This is a genomic window from Halomonas sp. BMC6, from assembly GCF_964204995.1.
Lineage (GTDB): Bacteria > Pseudomonadota > Gammaproteobacteria > Pseudomonadales > Halomonadaceae > Vreelandella.
The window spans coordinates 896,769-921,640 of sequence record NZ_CAXNSH010000001.1 but is presented as its reverse complement, the minus strand read 5'-3'; the positions used below and the strand labels follow the sequence as shown (position 1 = coordinate 921,640).

At 60.0% G+C, this 24,872-nt stretch carries 21 protein-coding genes; 1 reads left to right on the top strand and 20 read right to left on the bottom strand.

All coding sequences use genetic code 11. The annotated features are described in order from the left end of the window. Positions 1-61 precede the first annotated feature (61 nt). Positions 62-640: a hypothetical protein gene (locus tag AB6K10_RS04350; protein WP_339118064.1), complete on the top strand. Its 579-nt coding sequence runs from the start codon at positions 62-64 to the stop codon at positions 638-640. On the opposite strand, the gene AB6K10_RS04345 is transcribed toward AB6K10_RS04350, so the two are convergent. The 20 genes from AB6K10_RS04345 to motA all read right to left on the bottom strand — a co-directional run bounded on the left by AB6K10_RS04345 (position 637) and on the right by motA (position 24,725). Beyond that, positions 637-2,649 (bottom strand): diguanylate cyclase, encoded by a 2,013-nt coding sequence (locus AB6K10_RS04345; protein WP_305948080.1) that lies wholly within the window; start codon positions 2,647-2,649, stop codon positions 637-639. The genes AB6K10_RS04350 and AB6K10_RS04345 overlap by 4 nt on opposite strands. A gap of 23 nt (positions 2,650-2,672) precedes the next feature. Then, the gene (locus AB6K10_RS04340) at positions 2,673-3,344 is read right to left on the bottom strand and encodes an OmpA family protein (RefSeq protein ID WP_253019275.1); all 672 of its coding nucleotides are present in this window, start codon (positions 3,342-3,344) and stop codon (positions 2,673-2,675) included. A gap of 4 nt (positions 3,345-3,348) precedes the next feature. Next, positions 3,349-4,164 carry a motility protein A gene (locus tag AB6K10_RS04335; protein ID WP_159340622.1) on the bottom strand — a complete coding sequence of 272 codons (816 nt, stop codon included), beginning with the start codon at positions 4,162-4,164 and terminating at the stop codon, positions 3,349-3,351. Positions 4,165-4,203: 39 nt separating this feature from the next. Then, entirely contained in the window at positions 4,204-4,905 is a 702-nt protein-coding gene (locus AB6K10_RS04330; RefSeq protein WP_253019274.1) for an RNA polymerase sigma factor FliA, read from the bottom strand. Between the two features lie 26 nt (positions 4,906-4,931). Continuing rightward, a complete protein-coding gene (locus AB6K10_RS04325; RefSeq protein WP_253019273.1) occupies positions 4,932-5,381 on the bottom strand; it encodes a flagellar protein FlhE in 450 nt (149 codons plus the stop codon). A gap of 46 nt (positions 5,382-5,427) precedes the next feature. Further along, entirely contained in the window at positions 5,428-6,027 is a 600-nt protein-coding gene (locus AB6K10_RS04320; protein ID WP_159340620.1) for a hypothetical protein, read from the bottom strand. Beyond that, positions 6,024-8,219 carry a flagellar biosynthesis protein FlhF gene (gene flhF / locus AB6K10_RS04315; protein WP_339118063.1) on the bottom strand — a complete coding sequence of 732 codons (2,196 nt, stop codon included), beginning with the start codon at positions 8,217-8,219 and terminating at the stop codon, positions 6,024-6,026. The genes AB6K10_RS04320 and flhF overlap by 4 nt, the downstream gene beginning before the upstream one ends. Before the next feature lie 18 nt (positions 8,220-8,237). Beyond that, positions 8,238-10,319, bottom strand: a complete 2,082-nt coding sequence (gene flhA / locus AB6K10_RS04310) for a flagellar biosynthesis protein FlhA (protein ID WP_159340618.1) — start codon at positions 10,317-10,319, stop codon at positions 8,238-8,240. Next, positions 10,316-11,482 (bottom strand): flagellar biosynthesis protein FlhB, encoded by a 1,167-nt coding sequence (gene flhB / locus AB6K10_RS04305; protein WP_159340617.1) that lies wholly within the window; start codon positions 11,480-11,482, stop codon positions 10,316-10,318. The genes flhA and flhB overlap by 4 nt, the downstream gene beginning before the upstream one ends. A 133-nt stretch (positions 11,483-11,615) precedes the next feature. Then, the gene (gene cheZ / locus AB6K10_RS04300; protein ID WP_159340616.1) at positions 11,616-12,311 is read right to left on the bottom strand and encodes a protein phosphatase CheZ; all 696 of its coding nucleotides are present in this window, start codon (positions 12,309-12,311) and stop codon (positions 11,616-11,618) included. A gap of 42 nt (positions 12,312-12,353) precedes the next feature. Continuing rightward, the gene (cheY, locus tag AB6K10_RS04295) at positions 12,354-12,743 is read right to left on the bottom strand and encodes a chemotaxis response regulator CheY (protein ID WP_139527816.1); all 390 of its coding nucleotides are present in this window, start codon (positions 12,741-12,743) and stop codon (positions 12,354-12,356) included. 53 nt (positions 12,744-12,796) lie between these two features. Further along, the gene (locus tag AB6K10_RS04290; RefSeq protein WP_285264146.1) at positions 12,797-14,506 is read right to left on the bottom strand and encodes a methyl-accepting chemotaxis protein; all 1,710 of its coding nucleotides are present in this window, start codon (positions 14,504-14,506) and stop codon (positions 12,797-12,799) included. Positions 14,507-14,559: 53 nt separating this feature from the next. Continuing rightward, complete coding sequence (locus AB6K10_RS04285) at positions 14,560-15,621, bottom strand: chemotaxis response regulator protein-glutamate methylesterase (protein ID WP_253019269.1); 1,062 nt, start codon at positions 15,619-15,621, stop codon at positions 14,560-14,562. An 88-nt stretch (positions 15,622-15,709) separates the two neighbouring features. Further along, on the bottom strand, positions 15,710-16,579 hold the full coding sequence (locus AB6K10_RS04280; RefSeq protein ID WP_159340614.1) for a CheR family methyltransferase: 870 nt from the start codon (positions 16,577-16,579) through the stop codon (positions 15,710-15,712). Further along, entirely contained in the window at positions 16,576-18,756 is a 2,181-nt protein-coding gene (locus AB6K10_RS04275; protein WP_253019290.1) for a methyl-accepting chemotaxis protein, read from the bottom strand. Before AB6K10_RS04275 ends, AB6K10_RS04280 begins: the two co-directional genes overlap by 4 nt. Positions 18,757-18,824: 68 nt before the next feature. After that, positions 18,825-20,105 carry a methyl-accepting chemotaxis protein gene (locus tag AB6K10_RS04270; protein WP_339119593.1) on the bottom strand — a complete coding sequence of 427 codons (1,281 nt, stop codon included), beginning with the start codon at positions 20,103-20,105 and terminating at the stop codon, positions 18,825-18,827. 131 nt (positions 20,106-20,236) lie between these two features. Beyond that, on the bottom strand, positions 20,237-20,737 hold the full coding sequence (cheW, locus tag AB6K10_RS04265) for a chemotaxis protein CheW (protein ID WP_044629561.1): 501 nt from the start codon (positions 20,735-20,737) through the stop codon (positions 20,237-20,239). Next, the gene (cheA, locus tag AB6K10_RS04260) at positions 20,734-22,833 is read right to left on the bottom strand and encodes a chemotaxis protein CheA (RefSeq protein ID WP_305948083.1); all 2,100 of its coding nucleotides are present in this window, start codon (positions 22,831-22,833) and stop codon (positions 20,734-20,736) included. The genes cheW and cheA overlap by 4 nt, the downstream gene beginning before the upstream one ends. A gap of 45 nt (positions 22,834-22,878) precedes the next feature. Then, positions 22,879-23,859, bottom strand: a complete 981-nt coding sequence (gene motB / locus AB6K10_RS04255) for a flagellar motor protein MotB (RefSeq protein ID WP_339118062.1) — start codon at positions 23,857-23,859, stop codon at positions 22,879-22,881. After that, on the bottom strand, positions 23,856-24,725 hold the full coding sequence (gene motA, locus AB6K10_RS04250) for a flagellar motor stator protein MotA (RefSeq protein ID WP_253019267.1): 870 nt from the start codon (positions 24,723-24,725) through the stop codon (positions 23,856-23,858). Before motA ends, motB begins: the two co-directional genes overlap by 4 nt. Positions 24,726-24,872 lie beyond the last annotated feature (147 nt).

The window sequence follows — 24,872 nt, the reverse complement described above, 5'->3', positions numbered from 1 at the left end:
TTACCCTTTTGCTTATTCCCAACACGCTATAGGCTTAGGGATTTCGATGACGATACGACCTATGAACCTCACACGCGCCCTTAACGCTATCCCCTACGCCCTCTCCGCCCTACTTCTCGCCAGTCCAGCGCTGACGCAGGCAGCGACGTTCAATGTCAACGCCACCGAGCGTCACGAGCACTGGCAGTCGATGGCCCTCACCCTGGGCGACGAACGTCACTTCCGTGCCGTAGAAACCCACAGCTACTCCGACGCTACGCTCAGCGTGAACGCGACCCAAGGCGTCTGCGATCTGCCTTGGCTAGAGATGCGGGTCACGCTAGAACAGCAGCAAGGAGAGAGTCGCGCGGTAAACCTCGTGCCCACGCGGCTGCGCATCGATGATCAGCCAATCGTCGATACCATGGCCGAGTTCATCACCGAACGCGGTGATGACGGTTTCTACGCCCACTTCTATCTGGGCGATATGGCGCAGCTGATCGAGGAGATGCAAACGGGGGAACGGCTCTTTCTGGGCTTCGATCAGAACGAGCAGGAGCCGTGGTACATGACCTTTAGCCTGGCGGGGGCAGACGAAGCCTTGGCGCGGATGCAGGCGCTATGCGCTGGCGCGGCTGCCGAGGCACCCAGCGCGCCTTAGAGCACGCGCTCTTCGGCCAGCTCTACCCGGTTGCGTCCGCTGCGTTTGGCTCGATACATGGCCACGTCGGCGCGGGCCATGAGCGTTTTACAGCTATCGCCTGGCTGCCAAATCGCCACGCCAATGCTCACCGTGATGGGTTGCTCAAGACCGTTGACGTGCAGCGTCGCGACGAGGCTACGCAGCCGCTCCGCCAGGCCGACGGCAGCGTCCATGTCCGAGTGGGTCGCCAGTACCACGAACTCTTCGCCGCCCCAACGCCCCAGGTGGTCGCAGCCGCGCAGGGACGTCTCCACTAGGCGCGCCAGCGACACCAGCACGTCGTCGCCGACGCTGTGGCCATGGGTATCGTTGATCTGTTTGAAGTGATCCACGTCGAACAGCAGCAGCGCAAAGGCCGCGCCGTATCGCTTGGCCGCCACCAGCTCTGCATCGATGGCTTGTTCGATACGGTAGCGGTTCCACACCTGAGTGAGCGGATCGAAGTGCGCCAGCTGCTCCAAGCGCTGGTTCGCGGCGGCCAGCGCTTTACGCTCACGCTCTAAATGCATGTTCAGCGTGCTGATCTCATAGGCGGAGATGGCCAGAGTCAGATCTTCCCCCAAGTCCATGACGGCCAGTCGCTCGACGCGCTGCCACGCCTCGCTCTTGCCCACCACCTCTTCGCACCAGGCCGCCGACGGCGCGACCATCACCGACGGTAACGGTGCCGAGGTCGGCTGCATTGCCCAGTAGAGGGTTTCCACCTGCTCGGGCCGGAAGAACATCAGCCAGCCACGCTGGGCAGGGCTCATGGGTAGCGGTACGGCCAGAATGCCGCACTGTTCGGGCATGCGCAGCGATGCGGTCAGCGGCTCGCTTGCAGCCCCTCGTGTGCACCAGGGGCCGCTATGCCGATGGGCTTTCTCCAGGCGTTTGACGAACTGGCAAATCACCGCCGCTTCGGGAGTATGACCACAGGCGTAAACACTGCCTTTCAACCACAGCGCCACACCGTGGGCGCGGAACAGCGAGCACCACGTCTCTGCCTGAGCCTCCAACAAGTCGGCGGGACTTTGCGGCTCGCTCCGGGCATTCGTGGATAGCACCAGGCTATCCTGCACGCGCTGCAAATAGCGGGCCTCTTGTCGCGCCCGAAGTAGCAACAGCCGCTGGGTCGCCATCTGCACCAGCGTGCGTACGGCATCGCGCACCGGGGGCGATACGGGATGCGGCGCTGCCGAGTGACAAAACAGCAGGCCCCATAGCCCATTATCGCCCTGCATGGCCAGGCTCAGCGAACCGCGTACGCCTAGCCGCTGCAAGTAGCGCTGGCGCTCCGGCGCAGGGGCTCGTAGAAAACAGTGGCGCAGATCGACGTTCTCACCATCTGGCGTACACGGCAGCGGCGGTTCGGCGGGGGCACAAACGTCATAAATCAGGCGAACGGGATGCCGTTCGTAGGTTCGGCGTAGCGTGACGGGGAAGTCACTGGCCGGGAAGCGCTGCCCCAGCAGCGCAGGCAAAGGACCACCTTGCGCCTCGGCGACGATCAGCCCGTGCCAGTCGCTATCGAAATGGCACACCGACACACGGTCGTGGCCGGTCAACTGCTGCACGGCGCTCACCAGCACATCCAACAGCTCTTCTTGATGGGTCGCTTCGGCCAAACGCATCAAGCGCTCGTTGACAGTGCCTAGCAGTCGCCGTTTGCCCAACGGATTAAGAGGTTCGAGCTCGACGATCACATGGTGATGGGTGCGGTGAGCGTGGATCTGCAGCCGCGTGGTGGTATTCGGTGGCCGGAAGGCCAGGGGGCTCGCCAGCCGCTGCTGCCCTTGAAGCTCTTGGCGCAACCGCTGACTCAATCGTTTACCCAGGACGCTGGCAGGCGTCAGCGCCTGGTGCTCTTGATCCACCACCCCTAGCAGCTTGGTCAAATGACGGCTGACCGCTTGAATGTGCTTACTCTCAGCATCGAGCACCATGACGGCGCCAAACGATTGGAGTAGCGAGTGATGCTTCGACACGAAGATAGCCTCGAGATAGTGCTTTACCCCTCGACCTGCTGCCGTAGCAACAGTTCAACGCGCCGGTTGGCTGCTCGCCCTTCCGAGGTAGCGTTACTTTCCATGGGTTGGGTGTCGGCGTAACCGACCGCCCGCATACGTGAAATGGCAATGCCTTGCCGTTCTAATTGGCGCACGACCGCAATGGCACGCCCTACCGACAGTTCCCAGTTTGAAGGAAACCGCGACGTCGAGATAGGCACATTATCGGTGTGGCCTTCAACGGAGATTTGACCGTCGAAGGTCTCCAGTACGGAGGAGAGCCGTTCTAACACATCTTGCCCTTGAGGCGTTAGCACATCGTTCCCGCTGGGAAACAAAAGGCTGTCATCGATGCGCAGGGTCACCCCTTCTTGACCCTGGGAGACGCTCACACCGGGTATATCCAGCCCTGCCATCTGAGGCTGCAAGCCATCATAACGGGGGTGGATACCGGTGGCGAGACTGGCCAGCGGCAGCGATGTCACGGCGTTGGCGGCACGCATGGCATCGCTGTCGTCCCCTTCGCCACCGTCCGGCGGCGTCAGGGCCAGCAGCAGAACGAACAGCGTGATGAGCAGGGTGAGGACATCCAGATAGCTGGTCAACCAGCTTTCGTCGCTCTCCCCCGCCGCAGCGGGCAGCTCCAGGGCATGCCGTGAGTCGCGGTCGAGCATGGCATTACCCTTTGAGTGCGGAGCCTACGTCGGGACGCGGTTTGACGTTGGCGTCACGGATTTCATCATGGTAGTTCGCCACGAAAGAGTTGAGCGTCTCTTCGATGAACGATGGCAGGCGACGCTTGGTGATCAGAGAAATGCCTTCTAGCACCATGTTCATGGTGATCAAACGCTCTTCGGTGCGCCGCTCTAGTTTGACCGCGATGGGCTTAAACACGAGATTGGCCAACAAAATGCCGTAGAACGTGGTCAATAGCGCCACCGCCATACGCGGGCCGATGACCTGCAGATCACCCGCATCCATCACTTCGAGCATGTTGACCAACCCCACCAGCGTACCAATCATCCCGAAGGCGGGTGCGTAGGTCGCCATGGTGCGAAAAATCTGCGCTTCGGCGTGTTCGCGGGCTTTCAAGCGGGCGATACGCCAGCGCAACATGTCGAAAATCTCATCCTCTTTGGTGTTGGCGATCACCAGTTGGATGCCGGTGCGCAGAAACGGGTTACGGGTGTGCTCGAGCTCCCGCTCTACGGCACGCACATCGCCTTTGAACCATAGCCGCGACATGGCGACCAGTTCGTTGATGTCGTCGCGCACGTACGTATTTTCACGGCGGAATACCAAGCCCACCAGACGAACCACCCGCAATACTTCCTTCAACGGATAGCTGATGAAGGTCGCCGCCAGCGTACCGGTGATCACGATGGCCAAACCCGGCAAATTGATAAAACTTTCGGGCGACTCTGCGGTAAAGAACAGCACGCTCACCAGCAGCAACATGCTGGCAAAGATACCGATCAGCGTAGATGGGTTCATCAACGGCTCCTCGCCGGTTAGGGTTAGTGAGTTCCAGGGTTAATCGTGTTCGTGCAGGCGCGCCCGCAGGCGGCTCACCGCCTGGCTGTGCAACTGGGACACCCGCGACTCGGTGACGCCCAGCACGGCACCGACCTCTTTAAGATTCATCTCTTCTTGGTAGTAGAGCGCCATCAAGAGCTTTTCACGCTCGGGCAGTGCTTCGATGGCCTCGATCAGCGTTTGCCGCTGCTGCTCGTCGAGCAGCTGGTCGAACGGCCGGTGCTGGGCATCGTCCCCGGCGGGCTCGCCGCCATCGGCGACCAGCTCTTCGAACGGCAGCAGTTGGCCGCTATTGGTGTCGTTCAACAGCTGTTGGTATTCGCTCAGCGGCATCTCCAGTTCGCGGGCAATTTCACCCTCTTCAGGAGGACGCCCCAACCGCTGCTCTAGACGACGCACTGCGTCATCCACCGCCCGCGCCGAACGGCGCACGCTGCGCGGCAGCCAATCGCGGGTGCGCAGCTCATCCATCATGGCACCGCGAATCCGCTGGCTGGCAAACGTTGCAAACGTTGCGCCCTGGGCAGCGTCGAAGCGTCCCAGCGCTTCCAACAGCCCGACCATGCCCGCCTGGATCAGATCATCTAGCTCAATACTCGCGGGCAACCTTACCTGCAGCGTTAAGGCCTGACGTCGCACCAGTGGCATGTATTGGGTTAACAGCTCACTCTGTTTGATCCTGCCTTGTGCTGTATACATCCTCGTGCCTCGCGGCTAAACGACCTTTACTGATAGTTCACTATCACCTGTAAACCCTGCACGCGTACCGGCCGCTGGCCGGGGGACAGGGCAAATCGGAAGTGCAGCGGCGCATTCGCCAGCGCACCTTCCAGCGCGGTGGTGCTGCCACGCATGCCCGACAGTGCTACACAGCGCTCTGGGTGACACAGCCACGCGTTGATAGGCTGGCTGGGAGGCGCCTCGAACCGCCACTGAACACGGGACAGGGTCGCCGCCCCCAACGGGATGCCTGCCGGTGGCGCAATCGCCTGACTGTTGCTGGTGCGGTCACTCATGGCCACCAGTACGCCTGGCACGTCGCGACTCCAGCTGCCGGGGGTCGCCGCCTGTACGTCAAGCGACAGCAGGGCAGCACTCAGCATTGCGGCGAGCGCTAACCGCCCAATGCACGACTGTACAACGTTTTTCCACACCGGTAAGGCCATCGGTCTCATACGTTGGTCCCCATGCTGCATCATTTTCACCTCGGCGGACAGCCGTTCAGCGCGCCAGCAGTAGCAGCTCGATGTCCAAGTAGTGCGCGGCGGCATCACGCAAATTCTCCAGCAGCCCTTGGCGCGGTAGGTGCGGCTCGTGGAGCGCTAGCAGACGTCGCGGGCCGCCGTGCTCCCGCACTTGGCGAAGCACCCGATACATACTGGCGAAGGCATCGGCATCGCTGCTGACCCATAGCGCCCAGCGGGCATGCGCCTTCGCCAGCGTGGCCAGCGACGGCGTGTCGGCCATGACCACCTGAATCTTCCAATCCTGGGGATCGCCTGCCCATTGGCGGCCCAACGCAGACCACTGCCCCAAGCGGCCGCGCACTTTATCCACCTGCGCGGCCCCCGTGTTCGGGAGCCCTACCACGACCAGCGGTTTTTGAGGGCGCGGTGGCGTCACCGTCGCGGGCTCGGCGGCCGAGGCGACCGTGGGTGCCATGGCGTCCTGGGTATGCACCGCGGCCTCTTCGGCAGTGACGGGCGCGGCAGGAGCCGCTGTTGCGTCCTGGGCATCTTGCGGCTCGTCCTCTGCGGCCCGCTGCTGGCGCTGCAGATCGGCCCATTTACGCAGGCCCGCCGCTTGATCTTGACCGCTCATACCAAGCCCTCACGACTGACACTGCCTAGCTGACGAATGGCATCGCGGGCCATCAATACATGCACCAAGGCGTCCAGCAGCGCGGTGTCGCGGCGTTTTCGCTGGGTACCTAGCAGACGCAGCAGATCGGCCCGTAAGGCTTGGGCCGCTTCGTCATCGGCCAGGTCCAAATGGCCCGCCACTGCGGCGGCACCGCTGGCCATGAGTAGCCGCAGCTCACTGCTCACTTCGCCGCCATCCGCTTCTTTCAACTGCTGCCAAGCCCGCTTGGTGAGCGCCGACAACCCGTCACTCTGTAACTGGGTGACCAGCAGCGATAGCACATCGCTTCCCAGTCGGGCAGGCGTCAGCCAGTAGCGGCGCACCACGCGCTTGCTGCTCTCTGGATCGCGAACCTCGCCGACCCAGGCCAGCACGGCGTTGCCAGCGGCATCTGTCGCCTCCACGTAGGCGGTCAGCAGCTGCATACCTTGCCCGCGAAACCGAATGTTCACGGCGTGAGTGAGCGTACTCTCTTGAAACAGCGTGCGCAGGGTGTAGCGCTCGCCCTGACAGTGTACGCGTTGACTCGCGGACACGGCGCTGACCCAGGTCAAGTGTTGGTCGGCGAGCCATGCCAGCGTGTCTGGCTCCGGTAGAGCGGGCAGCAAGTGGACGGCAATGTCTGTCGGGCAGTGCGCCAAGCGTGGCTGCCATCCCGCCGGTTGGCGGTGCTGTAAACGCGTTAGCGCCAGCCAAGCGCCCTGTTCGTTCAGCGCCACGTCCGGCATCGACCAGTCGCAGCCACGCTCGTTGCGTCTTGGCGACCACACGATGCCCATCGCGTCATGGGTGGCCTGCGCGCCGGTCAGCAGCGCCTCCAGGCGCTGGTCTTGCACTACGCTGGGCAACGCAGCGATGTCCCAGGCGGCCTCTAACCGATGAAAATCGACGACCCGCTGACGCAACCGCGTCAGGACCGACGACAGCCTGCGTCCTTGGCCCAGCACGTCCCGGGACCAGCGCGGCAAGCTCACCGGCGCGGACCGGTTCGCCGAAACGTTGGAAGCACGGGTAGATAGCGCTTGATCGATCAACCCAGAGGGCGTTGCCACGGCCATGTCCTCGGGCACCTGCTGGCCGTATGAGCCAAACAGCACGCGCATACCGTGACGCATCACGATATCCAGCACGGGTGCCAGCCGCCCGGCTTCGTCTTGCTTGGTGATGATGCAGTCGTCGAGTTCGGCTCCAGCGGCACGTGCCGCCTGACGATAGCGCAGCACCACTTCTTCGAGGGTCTCCGGCTGACTGGCGGCATTGAGCAGCAGCACCAGCCTGACGGTCGACTGCCCGCCCTGTAAATGCGCAATTTGCTCGATGACCCGCTGATCCCGCTGGCTCATGCCGACGGTGTCGATGATCACCCACTGCTTGCCTTGCAGCCGCCCTACCAGCTCGTCGATGGGCTGCTCGACGTCGAGGGCATACATGGGCGTATCCAGCAGCCGGGCGTAGATACGCAGCTGCTCGTGGGCACCGATCCGGAAACTGTCGGTGGTCACCAGGGCCACGGGCCGGGTACCGTGGCGCATCACAAAGCGCGCCGCCAGTTTGGCCGTGGTGGTGGTTTTACCGACACCGGTAGGCCCTACCAGCGCCACGATACCGGTTTGATCGAAAAAGCGCTCTTCGTGCGTGAGCACTTTCAAGCGCGCCATGAGCTGCTCGCGCAGCCAGGCGGTGGCAGCGTCCTGGCTGCCTTCCCGTGTCATCAGCTCGTCGGGCAGCGCTTCGAGCACCTCATGGCTCAGCTCGGCGCTAAAGCCTACCCGCGCCAGCAGCTCTTGAAGGTGCTCGTAGGTCGTTTGTGCGCCGCGCGAGGGGTCAGCGACCGGCTGACGGCGGGAGAGAAGCTCACGCATATCCTGCATTTCCCGCAGCAGGCGCTCGCTCATCGCTTCCAGCGGGTCCGGCTGCGTCGGCAGCGAGAAAGCGGGGGCTGAGGCGGGAGCCGGTGCTTCACGGGGGGGCTCTACGGGGGTCGTCGGCGACGGGTCGAACTGATCGACGGCGTCGTCGGCCATGGCCAGAATTTCAACGCCGCCTTCGGTGCGGCGATTGGCGACGATTAGCGCATCGTCGCCCAGTACTTCGCGCACTTGGCGCATTACATCGCGACTATTTGCTCCGACAAAACGTCTCACGCTCATATGTCACCTGTTACCAATTTAGCGGCCACCCACGAGGGTGGTCACACGCAGGGTGCGGTCGTCGGGAATCTCGGCCTGGGACATGACCACTAGGTGGCGCATCCGGCGGCGCAAAAAGCGCGACAGCACGGCTCGCAGCGAGTGCTGAACGACCAGGACCGGCGCTTCACCACTGCCTTCGTGCTTCTCCAGCGCCTGCTGCGCCTGATTCATCAGCGTATCCGCCAGTCCCGGCTCCATGGCACCGTTACCGTTCATGGCCTGCATCAATACTTGTTCAAGCTGCGCATCGAGGCCCATGACGTGCAGCGTCTCTTGGCCTGCGAACCACTGCTGGGTAATCGCGCGACCCAGCGCGATACGCACCAGCGCAGTCAGCTCGTTGGGGTCTTTCTGCTGCCCAGCGTACTCGGCCAGGGTATCCAATACGGTGCGCATGTCGCGAATCGAGACGTCCTCGTCCAGCAAATTCTGCAGAATCCGCTGCAGTACGGTGAGCGAGATCGCTTTGGGCACCACTTCCTCGACCAGCGATTTTTGATCTTCGCCCAGCTTGTCCAGCAGCTTTTGCACTTCCTGGCGGCCCAACATTTCAGGAGAGTGGCGATGTAACAAGTGGTTCAGGTGCGTGGCAATCACCGTGCTGGCATCCACGACCGTGTAACCGTAGACCTGGGCATGCTCGCGCTGATTGGCGTCGATCCATACCGCGGGCAGACCAAAGGCGGGGTCTTGGGTCGGTGTGCCCTGCAGCTCCCCAGACACTTGGCCAGGGTCGATGGCGAGCCACTTACCGGGCTGCGCCTCGGCGCGACCGATTTCGGCACCCTTCATGGAAAGCACGTAGGTGTTGGGTGGCAGCTCTAAGTTATCGCGAATATGCACCACCGGCGGCAGGAAGCCCACCTCCTGGGCGAATTTCTTGCGCACGCTTTTGATACGCCCCAACAGCTCGCCTTTTTGCCGTGAATCCACCAGCGGAATCAAACGGTGGCCCACTTCCAGGCCCAGCGTATCTACCAGCTGGACGTCTTCCCAGCTGGCCTCTGGCGTTTCCTGAACCGGCGGTGGTGCCGTGGATATCTCTTCTTTGACTAGCTTATGCTCTTTGCGACGGATCAGATACCACGCCAAACCGCCCAGCAGCGCAGTGAAGACCAGGAACACGAAGTTCGGCATGCCGGGCACGAGGCCAAGCAAGCCCATGACCATGGCCGCCAGAATCATGACTTGGGGATTGACGAACAGCTGGCTGATCATCTGCTGACCCACGTCCTGCTCGGTGTTCACGCGGGAGACGGTAACGCCTGCAGCGGTCGAGATGACCAGCGCCGGAATCTGTGCGACCAAGCCGTCACCAATCGTCAGCAGCGTGTAGGTACGCGCGGCATCGGCAAAGCCCAGGTCGTGCTGCATCATACCGATCAGCAAACCGCCAATGATGTTGACCACCATGATGACCAGACCCGCCACTGCATCACCGCGGACGAATTTACTGGCACCGTCCATGGAGCCGTAGAAGTCGGCTTCCTGGGCCACTTCGGCACGGCGCTTCTTCGCTTCGTCTTCCCCGATCAGACCAGCGTTCAAGTCGGCATCGATGGCCATCTGCTTGCCAGGCATGGCATCGAGCACGAAGCGAGCGCCCACTTCGGCAATACGCCCGGCACCCTTGGTGATAACCATGAAGTTAATGATGACCAGAATGAGGAAGACCACCAACCCCACCGCGAAGTTACCGCCCACGAGAAAGGTACCAAATGCCTCGATGACCTTGCCCGCCGCGTCGCCGCCTTCGTGCCCTTCCATCAGCACCACGCGGGTGGAGGCAACGTTTAGAGAGAGTCGCAGCAGCGTCGTGAATAGCAGTACCGCCGGGAACGCCGCAAAATCCAGCGGCTTTTCGGCAAACATGCTGACCAGCAGCACCATGATCGACAGCGCAATATTGAAGGTGAACAGCAGATCCAGCGCGAACGGTGGGAGGGGCAGAATCATCATGCCCAGAATCATTAAAATCAGCAGCGGGCCAGCGAGCAGCTTCATGCTCACGTCGTTCATCCAGGGTCGCTGATTGATCAACTGGCTTAAGCCTTTCATGTTTGCGCCTCATTGCCACCGGCGCGACGGCCGGGACTGTCCATTTCCGGGGGAACCGGTAAATTATCGGGAGTGGGGGGCACCTCGCCTCCTTGCTGTGCAACGTGCTTCAGACGGTAGGCCCAGGCCATGACCTCGGCCACGGCGGTGTATAGCTCTGCGGGCACCTCGGCCTCTAAGTCCACGTGATGATACAGGGCACGCGCCAGAGGCGCTGCTTCCAATCGCGGCACGCCGGCCTCTTCGCCTATGTCACGGATGCGGGCCGCCACGGCATCCGCCCCTTTGGCCACTAGCCGCGGAGCCCCCATGCGCCCCTCTTGGTACACCAGTGCCACCGCATAATGCGTCGGGTTGGTGATGATCACATCGGCTTCGGGCACTTTGCTCATCATGCGCCCACGTGCCATGGCCTGCTGCTGCTGGCGAATGCGCCCTTTGACGTGAGGGTCGCCTTCGGAGTCCTTGTGCTCCTGCTTCACCTCTTCTTTGGTCATGCGCAGCTGCTTGGCGTTGTTCCAAAGCTGGAACGGCACGTCAATCAAGATCACCACGATCAATGACAAAACGATGAGCCCTGCCGCGAGCGCGGCCATGTTCAGCGCGCTCACCAGCGCCTGCTGAACGGGCTGATCCATCAACCCTAAGAAGCGCCCCATATTAAAATATAAAAAGCTAAACGCCACGCTCCCCACCAGCACCGACTTGGCAATCGCCTTGGCCAGCTCGGCCAGCGCCTGGGTGGAGAAGAGGCGTTTGATCCCCTTGATGGGATTGAGCTTCGAAAATTTAGGCTGCAGGGATTTGGCGGAGACGAGCCAGCCGCCCAGCAGAGCGGGCGCAACCAGCGCAATGACCGTGAGCAGAAGGAAGAGCGGCAGCATCGCTATCAGCGTTCGCTGGCCCAAGTCGAGTGCGTTGACCAGCATCGGCATGCTTTCCATGGCGTGGCGGCGCTCGAACAAGAACGCCTGCTCCATCACCATACCGAGCTGGTCGTAGAGCATCTGCCCCATGCCCCACAGACCCAGCACACCTCCGAGCAGCATCATGAAGGTCGTCAGCTCTCGGGACCGAGGCACCTGACCCTCTTCCCGCGCTTTGTCCAAGCGTCGGGGCGTGGCCTCTTCGGTTTTTTCCTGATCGCTGTCGTTATCTGCCATGCTGTCATCCGGCTGACGAGTGGTCGGTTGACCAAAATAAGGCATACCATAAGCACAGCCGCCCTTGAGGACGGCTGAACTGAGGTCTTATTTTGCCAGATGCAGGGGGTTACAATGTGCTAATAACCCGGCATTAAAAGCCTAATTCGTCCAATAAGTCGTCTACCTGATCCTGTCCGGTGACGATATCGGGGGCGTTCTCTTTGACCTGAGGCCCATTGAGAAGGTCTTCGTTACGGCGAGCGTTCTCGTTTTTCCACTGATCTTCGGCCTTGCGCTGCATCGTTTCACGCGCTTCTGCGCCGGGCACGTTGTCGATCAGCACCTGAACCAGCTGGTGTTCGATCTCGCGGATCACGTCCATCATCTTCTTGATGACCTGACCGGTGAGATCCTGGAAGTCCTGCGCCATCATAATGTCCAGCAACTCTTTGTTGGTCGCTGCAGTCATCTGCGGTACATCGCCCAGGTAGGTACGCGTCTCTTTGACCAGCGCCTTGGCGTCATCCAACTCCTTGGGCGCTTCGAACCACTCGGCCCAGCGCTTATCCAAGGCTTCGGCGCGTTCAGAGAGCTGGTCCTGCAGCGGCTGTGCACGGTCGATGGCATTGAGCGCCTTGTCCGCAGCCTGCTCGGTCATCGTCGCCACATAGTGCAGTCGGTCACGGGCGTCGGGAATCGCTTCGGCAGCCTTCTCGATCTCTTTGTCCAAGCCCAATTCACGCATGTTGTCACGCAGCATGCGGGTGAGCTTACCGATACGAAAGATCAGGTCTTCAGCGGCTTCTTCGGACAGTTGGGCAGAACCACCCTGCTCATTCTGACTCATTGTGTTGTCTCCTCGTTAACCGAGCACCTTGGCTCAGCCGCGTCATTTACCCATTTTCTCGAAGATTTTATTCAGCTTCTCTTCCAGGGTGGCGGCAGTGAACGGCTTGACGACGTAACCATTGGCACCTGCTTGTGCGGCAGCAATGATGTTCTCTTTTTTGGCTTCCGCCGTCACCATGAGAACCGGCAGGTCTTTCAACGCATCATCCTGACGGATCTCCTTCAGCATCTCCAGGCCGTCAAGGTTCGGCATGTTCCAATCTGACACGACGAACTCAAAGTTGCCAGCGCGCAGCTTGTTGAGCGCGTCTTGCCCATCTTCGGCTTCATCCACGTTGGTAAAGCCAAGCTCTTTGAGCAGGCTGCGGACGATCCGGCGCATGGTGGGAAAGTCGTCTACTACCAAGAAGCTCATGTTCTTATCGGCCATGGGTCATCCTCTCACTAACATCATGTATTGGGTGACTGTCAATTCAGTCAGGGTTAAAACTCTTCCCACTCATCGTGGTGTTGGGGTGTCGCTTGACGCGGCGACGGCGTAGCGGCAGACGGTGCTGCTTTCCCCAGCGCGGGTTTGCTAGGCGCGCTCGACGCCGCGACACGCTGCGGCGGTAACGCGCTGCGCGCGGACTGGGCGCTCACCACCTGAAAGACCGCGACGGCTTCCTCTAAGCGATTCGCCTGCTCTTCGAGCGACGCCGCAGCGGCAGAGGCTTGCTGCACCAGCGCAGCGTTTTGCTGCGTCACCTGATCCATCTGGCCAACGGCCTGACTCACCTGCTCGATACCATCGCTCTGCTCCTGAGACGCAGCGGAGATCTCATCCATGATATCGGTCACGCGGCGCACCGCCGTGACCACGTCGGTCATGGTTTGCCCCGCCTTTTCTACCAGAGAAGAGCCCTGGTTGATTTGGCTAACAGAGGCGTCAATCAGCGTTTTAATCTCTTTTGCGGCATCGGCACTCCGGCTAGCGAGGTTACGCACCTCGCCCGCTACGACGGCAAAGCCGCGCCCCTGCTCACCGGCCCGCGCCGCTTCAACGGAGGCGTTGAGCGCTAGAATATTGGTCTGAAAAGCAATCGAATCGATCACACTGGTAATGTCGGCCACTTTCTGCGAGCTCGTGGAGATACCCTGCATGGTCTCGACCACTTGCTGAACCACGTCGCCGCCCTGCTCGGCCGTGGTCGAGGCGTCCGCGGCCAAGGTGCTGGCCTGACGGGCATTGTCAGCGTTCTGCTTCACGGTCGCGGTCATCTGCTCCATGCTGGCCGCCGTTTGCTCGATCGAGGCAGCCTGCTGCTCGGTGCGTGACGAAAGATCCGCATTGCCGCTGGCGATTTCTCGGGTACCGTGGTGAATCTCGCGGCTGCCTTCGCGTACGCGTGTCACGGTCGCGCTGAGGTTCTGTTGCATGGTCGCCATGGCCGCGAAAAGGCGTCCAATTTCATTCTTACCGGCTTCGGGCAATGGCTGGGTCAGATCCGCCTCGGCGATGCGATCCAGCCGTTGAACGGCATTGTTCAACGGCGCAATGACCGTACGGCGCAAGCCGAGATAGATCAACAGCGTGACCAGAAGCGCCAACCCAACGGCAAGAGCGTTAATCAGCGTAAAGGTATCGCCCTGGGACTCGGCATCAGTACGGATATTGTCAACCCGATTAAATCCATATTCGACAAAGGCTGTAATACTGGCTGAAAGCGCTTCAAGCGGTTGAGCCAATTCACCGCGCAACTGATTGAAGGTATTAATATCCATGAACTCGAAGCTGGCGTGCTGCTGTTTGACCAGCTCGAGTACCGTGCGGAAATTGTCATCCACCGCCTCACCCAATACTTGCCCTTGGGGCGTACGTGGTGCGGCCGCGAACTTATTGAAGCGCTGCTCGGCCCGCTCGATGCGGTTGGCCGCCACATCGACCTGCTCGTTGGATTGCTGCGTACGCCCCACCATCAACAGATTCGACGCCGTTTCCATCGCCAGCATGGCCTGATTGAGCAACGAATCCGCGCGGTTCAGCTCGTTGAGCTGCTCATTGCCAATCAAATTGAGCGTAGCCAGATTGGTTTGCGCGTTACGGTCGGCCATGACCCCTAGCCCGGCCACCACCAAAATGAGGGCGACGAAGCATGTAAGTGCCGTGACGACGGCGGCATGAATACTGAGATTGCGCAGCAAGCGAGTCATTGTTGTAGCTTCCCTTGTCAATATCTGTCCTGGTGATGATCGTTATCGTGTCGTCAAACGCGCTGGGCGCGACCGGAGGCGGCGATGAGCGCCATCAACCGTGACGGGATGTCGTCGAGCGCGACGACTTCGACGGCGCCGCCAACGGCAATCGCTTCACGAGGCATGCCGAACACCACGCAGGACTCTTCGTTCTGGGCGATGGTGGGCGCGCCTGCCTGGCGCATCTCCAACAGCCCCGCCGCGCCGTCTTTCCCCATCCCAGTGAGAATCACGCCGATGGCGTTCTTACCGGCATGCTTCGAAGCCGAGTGAAACAGCACATCGACCGACGGACGGTGACGGTTCACCGGCGGTCCATCGTTGAGCCGGGCCACGTAGTTCGCACCGCTACGCGCCAGCTCTAGGTGCTGATCGCCGGGCGCAATGTAAGCGTGACCGGGTAGCACACGCTCGCCGTCGGTGGCCTCTTTCACGGTGATGCGGCACAAACGATCCAGACGCTCGGCGAAAGAGCGGGTAAAGCCCCCCGGCATGTGCTGAGTGATCAAAATGGCAGGCGCGTTGGCGGGCAACGGCTCCAGTACCGCGCGGATGGCCTCGGTACCTCCCGTGGAGGCGCCGATGATGATGAGCTTTTCACTGGTCGTCATCGGCGCTTTTAACTGGCTGGGCGGGGGCGTGTTCTTATGACGCGCCTGACGCGGGCGAGAGCGTGCGGCAGCGCGGAGCTTATCGGCGATCTCGTTGGCGTACTCCATCATGCCGCTACGAATGCCCAGGCTCGGCTTGGCAACAAAATCCAGCGCGCCCAGCTCCAGCGCTCGCAGGGTGATTTCAGAACCGCTTTGCGTCAGCGATGACACCATCAGCACCGGCATCGGGCGCAAACGCATCAAGCGCTCCAAAAAGTCGAGTCCGTCCATACGCGGCATCTCGACATCCAGCGTCAGCACATCAGGGTTGTGCTGCTTGATCAAATCACGGGCAGCAATGGGGTCAGGCGCAACGGCGACGACTTCCATGTCGGGCTGTGAGTTAATGATTTCCGTCAGCAAATCACGAATCAACGCCGAATCATCGACGCACAACACTTTAATCTTGGCTGCGCTCAAAGCACGCCTCCTCTTACGGTAGCCATTGCCGCGTCGCTCGTGGGGGGATAACGCCCACGGCCGAGCGAAGCGCGCATCTTTTGTTCACTTATTTCGCGAGGGTGTAAACCGTCTGCCCGCGCAACTTAAACGCATCGCTGATATACGAGAAGTTTTCGGAATGCCCTGCAAAAAGCAGACCGTCGGGCTTCATGAGCGGTGCGAACCGCTTCAAAATCTTGGCCTGCGTGTCTTTATCGAAATAAATCATGATATTACGGCAAAACACTGCATCGAACGGCCCTTTGACCGGCCACTGGGGTGCCAATAGATTGAGTGGCATGAACTCTACCAGTGCCGACACCTCCGGCCGCACACGGGCAAGCCCGATATGGTTGCCGGTCCCCTTCTGAAAGAACCGCTTAACCCGCGCTTCGTCGAGTTTGCGCACCTGCTCCTGGGGATAGATGCCCTTACGCGCTTTGGCCAACGCTTCGGTGTCGATATCCGTGGCAATGACCTTGGCCTGGGACGCTTTGGGCCCCAGGGTTTCCAACAGCGTCATGGCGATGGAGTAGGGCTCTTCCCCCGTCGATGCCGCCGAGCACCAAATGGTGACGGGATCAGGCTTGTGCTTGATGTGGTCGGCAAGCAGCGGAAAGTGGTGTGACTCACGGAAAAAAGCCGTGAGATTGGTCGTCAGCGCGTTAGTGAACGCTTCCCACTCTTTCGCGTCAGGCTGACGCTCCAGCCGCGACAGGTAGTCGGTAAAGCGCGTCATGCCGTGATGACGCAGCCGCTTGGCCAAGCGGCTGTAGACCATTTCACGCTTATGCTCGGCCAAAACGATGCCTGCGCGCTGATAAATCAACTCTCGAATACGCGCAAAATCCGCATCGGTCAGCACCAGATCACGCTCGATCTGTCCACTGGACGCCCATTGGCCGGCGTCGCTACCCCGTTCGCGTTGGTCTGTCAAAACTCTTCCCACTCCTCTACAGAGGCCATCTGCCGCTTCTTATGACTCGGCGCAGGCGTTGTGGCGCTGCTGATCTTGTCTGCCGCAGGCGGTGCCTTGGCGCTCGGTAAAGCGGCCATGCCAGATTGACCGGCTGGCGGCGTCAACGGCCCCTGGCTCGTGAGCCGGAACGCTTCCACCGATAGCGCCAACAGGCTTGCCTGCTGCTCTAATGCCATTGCCGCTTGCGCCGTTTCTTGAACGCGCAGGGCGTTTTGCTGTGTTGCTTGATCCATCTCTGCGACGGCCTGATTGACCTCCGCAATCCCGCTGCTCTGCTCTTCGGAGGCTGCCGAGATATCGTGCATGATGTGGGTCACGCTGCGGGCGGCGTCAGCAACGTCAACGATGGCTGCTTCGGCTTTCTCCACCAGACCGGCACCCGCACTGACTTGCTGGTTGGATGCGTCGATCAACGAACGAATCTCTTGCGATGCCCCAGCACTGCGTCCGGCCAACTTGCGCACTTCTTCGGCCACTACGGCGAATCCCCGGCCATGCTCACCAGCGCGAGCGGCCTCTACCGATGCATTCAAGGCCAAAATATTGGTCTGAAAGGCAATCGAATCGATGACGTTGATGATCTCGGTCATTTTCTGTGAGCTTTGGGTAATCCGCTGCATATTGGCGACCAGTTGTGTCATCAATTCGCCGGTTTGTGTAACCCTTGTTGCATTATTATCGGCCAGCCGCCGCGCTTCTTGAGCATTATCACTGTTTTGCCGTACCGTCGTGGTCATTTCCTCCATGCTCGAGGCGGTTTGCTGCAGCGATGCGGCCTGCTGCTCGGTACGCGACGAAAGCGCTTCGTTACCGCTGGCGATCTCTTTGGCGGCGGGCGTGACGACTTCGATGCCCCCTTTCACGTCACTAATGATGCTGCTCAGGCTTTTGCGCATGGTATTGAGCGAGTCCATCAACTGACCAATCTCATCGCGCCGTTTGGGCGGTACGCGGGCCGCCAGGTTGCCACCGGCAATTTGCAGCGTGAAACGCGAGGCGCGCTTGAGCGGCGTAATGATCGAGCGCAGCGTCACGACGCTGATGAGCACCAGCAGCAATAGTCCTATGCCCAGCATCGCGGCCTGTGCCGTGAACATGGCTGTCTGGCCACGCTCGGCATCTGCGGCCATGGCCTCGGCGGCCGCCTGTTTTTGCGCTATCAGCTCGTTGACCATGCCCGATAGCGCACGCCCATCCTCATTCATGACGTTGATCACCCCGTCCAGGCCGGTGAAGGCTTGGTACGTCTCTTCGGCTTGTAGCACGCTTGCCGCTTGGTTCATGCCGTTCGTCAAGAAGGCTTGCAACTGTTCGTTGAAGGCATCGGCAAGCGGGGTCGCGTTCACGTCACGGCGGTAGAACGCCTCCCACACACTGGCCACTTCAGCAGCATTGTCAGCAACGGCCTCGCCCATCTCGAAGCGCTGGTTGATCAGTTCCATACGCTCGGGCTCGATCATCGATTGACGGGTCTGAGCGATGGTTTGGTCGATCTGCTGTAACCGAATAACGTCTCTGAGTCCGTCGTCGTTTAGCTCGCCCAACCGATCACCCGCCACGTTCAGGCCGTAAAGCCCTAATCCACCGCTGGCCGTCAGTAGCGCTCCCGCGACCACCACCATGCCGATCAACTTGGCACGAATGGTGTCGAGCCGAGTGCGCTTGATACGCTGCCACACCCCTTTCTGGCGTACACGACCCTTATCGAGGTAGAGACGCTTTTGGCGCCCCTCACGCATGTCGGCGTAGTGCCGTTCCGCTTGCGCAATCGCCTCACGGGTTGCCTGCACGCGAACCGAGGTGTAACCAATCACTTGGTCGTTTTCCACGATCGGCGTTACGCTGGCGTCGACCCAGTAGTGGTCGCCGTTCTTACAGCGGTTCTTCACCAGTCCCCGCCAGGTGTCACCGGCCTGAACGGTTTTCCAAAGATTTTCAAACGCGGGCGACGGCATATCCGGATGACGTATCAGGTTATGCGGTGCCCCGATCAGCTCGTCGTGCTGATAGCCGCTTATCTCGATGAACGCCGGATTGGCGTAGGTAATCCGCCCTTTCAAATCCGTGCGTGAGACAAGAAAATCATCTTGTTTAAGCTCAACTTCCCGTTGAGTCACTGGCTGGTTATTACGCATCATGCTGCCTTATTGTTGATGTTGTGGCACGTCTTCGGGTCATTCTGGTGGCGGAAAATGCCGCCCTCTTAAAAAGCTTCCCATTCGTCGGTGCTGGTGGTCGCGACGGGTTTCGCAACAGGCTGGGGGGCGCGAGGCGCGGGGGCGATAGCCGGCGCGGCCGCTCGGGTGTGTGACAGCGCTTGACCGGAGCCTGCTACTTGGAAGCGTTCGACGGCTTCACGCAGACGCGCCGCCTCACTTTCGAGTTCGTTGGCACTGCGAGCGGCTTGCTGCACCAACTGCGCGTTCTGTTGCACGACTTGGTCCATTTGGGCAACGGCCTGATTCACCTGACCAATACCATTGCTCTGCTCTTCGGAGGCGGACGCAATTTCATCCATGATATCGCTGACGCGTTGCACGGCGGCCACCAGATCCTGCATGGTCTGACCTGCCTGATTGACACGCTGGGTGCCGACATCCACTTTGCCGAGCGAGGTATCGATCAGCGTGCGGATCTCTTTGGCCGCGCTGGCGCTTCGGCTAGCAAGGCTCCGCACTTCCTGAGCCACCACGGCAAACCCTTTGCCGTGCTCGCCAGCGCGCGCCGCCTCGACCGACGCATTCAGCGCCAGGATGTTGGTTTGAAAGGCAATGTTATCGATCAGCGTGATGATGTCAGCGACCTGATGGGAACTGGCGCTGATCTCTTGCATGGTATCGACGATCTGACTGACTTCCTCGCCGCTGCGCCGTGCCGTGAGTGTCGCGTCACCCGCTAACTGGCTGGCCTGACGGGCATTGTCGGCATTGTGACTGACGGTCGAGGCGAGCTGCTCCATGCTAGACGCGGTCTCTTCGAGGGAGGAGGCCTGCTGTTCGGTACGCGAGGAGAGGTCGTTGTTACCGCTGGCAATATGCTGCGAACGCTCGAAGATGGTCGTTCCACTGCGCCGGACGACACCAACGGTCTCGGAGAGCGAGCCTTGCATGTGCGCCATCGCGCTATAGAGCTTGCCGATCTCGTTATTACCGGGCGAGCGGATCTGTTGATTGAGATCTCCCTGCGCCATGCGCTCGAAATAACCCACCAGTCGATCTAGCGGGCGCAGCACGTTGGCGCTCACGCCCCACACCACCACCGCGACCGTGAGCAAGGTCATGGCGACCACGCCGATCAACACCCAGCGAATTTGGGTGGCAAAGGCACTGAACGCCAGCTGCTGCGCCTGCGGGTCGTTGGCACTCTGGACGATGTTCGCCCCATGATGCAGCGCATAAAGCCCAATCCCACAGGCGATGAGTACCCAGACGCTGAAGGTGGCGAGCACCAGCCCCCAACTGAGTCGGACGGTCATGTTACTCATCAGTTGACGTACTAGCTGTGTCACACGCTTTTCTCCAAACACAACCGTACTGGCCAGCGCTATCCATGGCGCCAGAGCGGGTTGTTCATTGGCTCGAGGCGGGCACGCTCCGTGTGCCCCGTGGCAGGTCGTTAGCGGTTACTGGTGCTGTCGACCAGTGCCATTTCTTCGCTGGTCAGCAGTTTGTCGATATCGACCAAGACGAGCATCCGGTCGTCTAGGCTACCGAGGCCGCTCAGGAAATCGGAGGAGAGCGTGACGCCAAACTCGGGCGCCGGCTTGATTTGATCCGGCGTCAGGGTCATGACGTCGGAGACGCCATCGACCACGATACCGACGATACGATCGGCCACGTTGACGACGATCACCACGGTCTGGCCGCCGTACTCGACGTTATCTAGGTGGAACTTGATACGCAGGTCCACGATGGGCACGATCACACCGCGAAGGTTCGTCACCCCTTTGATGAAGTCGGGCGCATTGGCAATCCGGGTCACGTTTTCGTAACCGCGGATCTCCTGCACCTTCAAAATATCGATGGCGTACTCTTCATCGCCCAGCGAGAACACCAAAAATTCGCGATTTTCCGCTTCGGCGGCGGCTAGCACCGCCTCATTAGATGCTTGACTCATGACGGCTCAGCCTCCTTGTAATAAGAGAGATGGGGTGGATTAGCGACTTTCCCTGCTTCTTTCTTGGCACGGCTCAAACGGTGTAAGCCAGTGATATCGAGAATTAGCGCAACGCTGCCATCCCCCAAGATGGTAGCGGCCGATACGCCGGGCACTTTGCGATAATTGTCTTCGAGGTTCTTTACCACGACCTGCTGCTGGCCGATCAACTCGTCCACCAGCATGGCGTAACGCCGTCCTTCCCCTTGGACGATCACGGCAATGCTTTTGGTCGGGTCGGTAATGGCGTTTTCGACGTCCAGCACTTCGTGAATGGCGATGACCGGGAGGTACTCATCGCGCACCTTGAGTACCACGTCGTCTCCGGCCATGGCATACATATCGCCTTTGGCAGGCTGCAGCGACTCAAGCACGGTAGAGAGCGGCAGAATAAAGGTTTCGTTGCCGACTTTGATCGACATACCGTCCAAGATGGCCAGCGTCAGCGGCAGCACGATACGTGTATTGGTGCCTTCGCCTTTCTTGGATTGAATTTCTACCCGGCCACCCATTCCTTGAATGTTCCGCTTGACCACGTCCATCCCCACGCCACGGCCGGAGACATCGGTCACCTCCTTCGCCGTGGAGAAGCCGGGAGCGAAGATCAATTGATAGACGTCCTCGTCCGACATGGTGTCCGAGACGTTCAAGCCGTTTTCACGGGCTTTGGCCAGCAAGCGATCACGATCCATGCCGGCACCGTCGTCGCGCACTTCAATCAGGATGTTGCCCCCCTGATGGCGGGCAGAGAGGACCAGCTTGCCGGTACGTGGCTTGCCCAGCGCTTCCCGCTCATCGGGCATTTCGATGCCGTGATCCAAGCTGTTACGCACCAAGTGCGTTAGCGGGTCGGTGATACGTTCGACCAAGCTTTTATCCAGCTCGGTGGATTTTCCTTCCGTCACCAGCTCGATCTCTTTACCGAGCTTGCCAGCGGTGTCGCGTACTACGCGAGGGAAGCGGCTGAACACGAACTCCATGGGGATCATACGGATCGACATGACCGCTTCTTGCAGATCACGCGCGTTACGCTGCAGCAGGCTCATGCCATTTTGCAGTGAGCTGTTGCCTACCGACTGGTCGCCCAGGTCGCTAACCGTTTGATCGAGCATGGACTGGGTAATGATCAGCTCGCCCACCAGGTTGATGATCTGGTCGACTTTATCCACCGAGACACGAATGGAGGAGGACTCAGCAGCCGCTTTCTTGGGCGCAGCCTTCGTCGATTTGTTGGCGGGTGCTTTGGCAGGCGCTTTTTCCAGAGCCGGTGCGGCCGGTTTCTCTTCAACTACCGGTGCTTCTGCGGTAGGGGTGACGTTGTCTGCTTTCGCGTCGGGTGCTGGTGCCGCAGCGGGGGCTGCCTCGCCCAGCGTCGTGATTTCGATTTGATCCGGCTCGATGATGAAGCACATGACCGCTTCGATATCATCGGCACTGACGCCACCCGTCAGCGTGACTTCGTAGCGCTTTTCGTCCCCCGACTGGGATTGAATATCGCCTAGCTGCTCTAGCTCTTCGACGAGCAGTCCACGATCTTTATCACCGACGTTCAGAAGCGCCACTTTGAGCCTCTGCTCACCGCCACTGCTCGCGGACGCGGTCTCTTTCTCTTCTTTGGGCGCCTCTTGTTTGGGTGCAGGGGCAGCCGCAGGAGCATCGAGCGTTTTGCCTATCTCTTCGAGGGCAATTTGCTGCAGCGTTTGGCAGATTCGCTCATACGCTTCTTGATTGGGCTCTTCCTCGTTGCGGTAGGCATCGAGCTGCTCGTGCATGATGTCTTTGGCCTCTAAAAAGGTATCCACGTGCTCCGCACGCAGGGTCAGTTCGCCTTTGCGAGCATGATCCAACAGGTTTTCGAAAATGTGCGTGGTTTTCTGTAGCACGCTAAAACCGAAGGTTCCTGCGCCACCTTTGATAGAGTGGGCTGCGCGGAAGATAGCGTTTAGCTGCTCGCTATCCGGATCATCGACATCCAGTTCCAGTAAGTGCTGCTCCATGTCGGCAAGCAGCTCTTCAGCCTCTTCAAAAAAGGTGTCAAAAAAATCCGCTATATCCATGCACCGCTCCACGTGAACGTCATATTTTTTTGTGACAAGCCGCGATTACCCTTCATCGTCGACCTGTGGCGTATTTGGTGGCACTTGTTCTGCTGGTACCGGCTCATCGAGCGCCGTGTCACTGGGCAAGGCGTCGTCGGGAAGCAGTGCCTCGGGCATCTCGCCCTCTGGCAGGGTGTCGTCCGCCGAGAGAATGCCTGGGTTGCGAATGGCTTCGGCGATCTCTGGCAGCAGCACGACGAGCTCGATACGACGATTGATCGGATCCGTGGGCGCAGTGTCAGACAACAGCACGCGATCCGCAAAGCCCGATACGCGTAAAAGCTGATCTGGATCAAGCCCACCGGCCACTAATTCACGACGCGACGCATTGGCACGGTCGTTGGAGAGCTCCCAGTTACTGTACCCGCGATAACCACCGGCATAAGGAACGCTGTCGGTGTGACCGCTGATGCTGAGATCGTTAGGTAAATCGTTCAACAACGGAGCCATGGTACGCAGCAGGCTGCGCATGTACGGCGCTACCTGATCGCTCCCTAACTCAAACATGGGGCGCTGCTCGGTATCCAGTAGCTGAATCCGTAACCCTTCCCGGGTTAAGTCGAAACGCATCTGGTTACGCAGTTCACGCAGCTCCGGGTCACGCTCGATGGCGCGCTCGATACGCTCTTGCAAGTCATCGAAGAAGCGTCGTTCTTGAGCGCTGGGGCGAGTGTGCTGCAGCACGTCGATGCGCGCGCGCTCACCATCGCTGTGCGTAGGGTCAGGCCCACCACCGGGAATGACGCTGGTGCTTCCCGACATATCTCCCCCGGTAATGGCCGTGACGAGTGGGGTACTGAAGTACTCCGCCACGCCCCGCCGAGTCTCTTCACTGGACACACTCAGAATCCACATCACCAAGAAGAGCGCCATCAGCGCGGTCATAAAGTCCGCCAGCGCGATCTTCCATGCCCCCCCATGGTGGGCATGGACCACTTTTTTGCGCCGGATGACAATCGGACGCTTATCCCCACCCTTACTCATGCATTACCGCCCTTTTTGGCGTCGCGCACGTACTCTTCCAATTCGGTGAAGCTGGGACGCTCTGCGGTATGCAGCGCTTTACGGCCAAATTCGACGGCAAGCTGAGGCGCATAGCCATGCAGGCTCGCCAGCAGCGTGACGCGGATACACTGCAGCATTTTCTCCGCTTCTTTGGCCTGACGGTCGGCGTAGCTCGCAATCGGGCTGATGAAGCCGTAACCCAGCAGAATCCCTAGGAACGTACCGACCAGTGCCAGTGCGATCATCTCCCCCATCTGCGCAGCGGTGGCGTCCGCATAGGTCAACGCCTTGATGACCCCCATGACCGCCGCCACGATGCCGAACGCAGGCATGGCATCACCCACTTTGGCAATGGCGTCGATGGGCACGTGCGCTTCCTGTTCGAAGACCTCGATCTCATGCAGCATCAGCTCGTCGATTTCCATGGGCTCCATACCGCCACTCACCATTAGGCGAAGATAGTCGGTCAAGAAGTTCATGATATGCGGGTCTGCCAGCACCGACGGGTGCTCTTGAAACAGCGGGCTTTCCTCGGGGTTGTCGATATCGCGCTCGATGCCAAGCATCCCCTCACGGCGTACCTTGGAGAGAATTTTGTACTGCAGCGCCATTAATTCCATATAGAGCGCTTTGTTATATTTTTTGGTTCGCTTTAGCCGCGGCAGAATTTTGAACGTTGCTTTGATGGCCTTGCCGTTGTTGGCGGCAATGAACGCCCCCACGCCCGCCCCACCGATCATCAGCAGCTCCGTCGGCTGATACAGCGGCCCCAAGCTGCCACCTGCCAGTACATAGCCGCCGAATACGCACACCAGTACGACCACATAACCTAAAAGAATCAGCACAAGCAGAGTCCTTGCGATATCAGTTTTTTCAAAAAGAGCAGGGCCTCAGGCTTGACCACACAGGCACCGCTCCATCCCGAGTGCTACTTAGCCACATCATACTAAGACGAGTGCGCTGTTTAATGAAAAAGTACCACCGCCTTTTAC

What these genes read in the sequence shown, in the direction of transcription:
- cheA (WP_305948083.1), bottom strand. Translation starts at nt 22,833, where the DNA reads ATGGATATAGCGGATTTTTTTGACACCTTTTTTGAAGAGGCTGAAGAG.
- AB6K10_RS04290 (WP_285264146.1), bottom strand. Translation starts at nt 14,506, where the DNA reads ATGACTCGCTTGCTGCGCAATCTCAGTATTCATGCCGCCGTCGTCACG.
- AB6K10_RS04320 (WP_159340620.1), bottom strand. Translation starts at nt 6,027, where the DNA reads ATGAGCGGTCAAGATCAAGCGGCGGGCCTGCGTAAATGGGCCGATCTG.
- AB6K10_RS04275 (WP_253019290.1), bottom strand. Translation starts at nt 18,756, where the DNA reads ATGCGTAATAACCAGCCAGTGACTCAACGGGAAGTTGAGCTTAAACAA.
- flhF (WP_339118063.1), bottom strand. Translation starts at nt 8,219, where the DNA reads ATGAGCGTGAGACGTTTTGTCGGAGCAAATAGTCGCGATGTAATGCGC.
- AB6K10_RS04330 (WP_253019274.1), bottom strand. Translation starts at nt 4,905, where the DNA reads ATGTATACAGCACAAGGCAGGATCAAACAGAGTGAGCTGTTAACCCAA.
- cheZ (WP_159340616.1), bottom strand. Translation starts at nt 12,311, where the DNA reads ATGAGTCAGAATGAGCAGGGTGGTTCTGCCCAACTGTCCGAAGAAGCC.
- AB6K10_RS04335 (WP_159340622.1), bottom strand. Translation starts at nt 4,164, where the DNA reads ATGAACCCATCTACGCTGATCGGTATCTTTGCCAGCATGTTGCTGCTG.
- motB (WP_339118062.1), bottom strand. Translation starts at nt 23,859, where the DNA reads ATGAGTAAGGGTGGGGATAAGCGTCCGATTGTCATCCGGCGCAAAAAA.
- AB6K10_RS04325 (WP_253019273.1), bottom strand. Translation starts at nt 5,381, where the DNA reads ATGAGACCGATGGCCTTACCGGTGTGGAAAAACGTTGTACAGTCGTGC.
- AB6K10_RS04350 (WP_339118064.1), top strand. Translation starts at nt 62, where the DNA reads ATGAACCTCACACGCGCCCTTAACGCTATCCCCTACGCCCTCTCCGCC.
- cheW (WP_044629561.1), bottom strand. Translation starts at nt 20,737, where the DNA reads ATGAGTCAAGCATCTAATGAGGCGGTGCTAGCCGCCGCCGAAGCGGAA.
- AB6K10_RS04270 (WP_339119593.1), bottom strand. Translation starts at nt 20,105, where the DNA reads ATGAGTAACATGACCGTCCGACTCAGTTGGGGGCTGGTGCTCGCCACC.
- flhA (WP_159340618.1), bottom strand. Translation starts at nt 10,319, where the DNA reads ATGAAAGGCTTAAGCCAGTTGATCAATCAGCGACCCTGGATGAACGAC.
- AB6K10_RS04340 (WP_253019275.1), bottom strand. Translation starts at nt 3,344, where the DNA reads ATGCTCGACCGCGACTCACGGCATGCCCTGGAGCTGCCCGCTGCGGCG.
- flhB (WP_159340617.1), bottom strand. Translation starts at nt 11,482, where the DNA reads ATGGCAGATAACGACAGCGATCAGGAAAAAACCGAAGAGGCCACGCCC.
- cheY (WP_139527816.1), bottom strand. Translation starts at nt 12,743, where the DNA reads ATGGCCGATAAGAACATGAGCTTCTTGGTAGTAGACGACTTTCCCACC.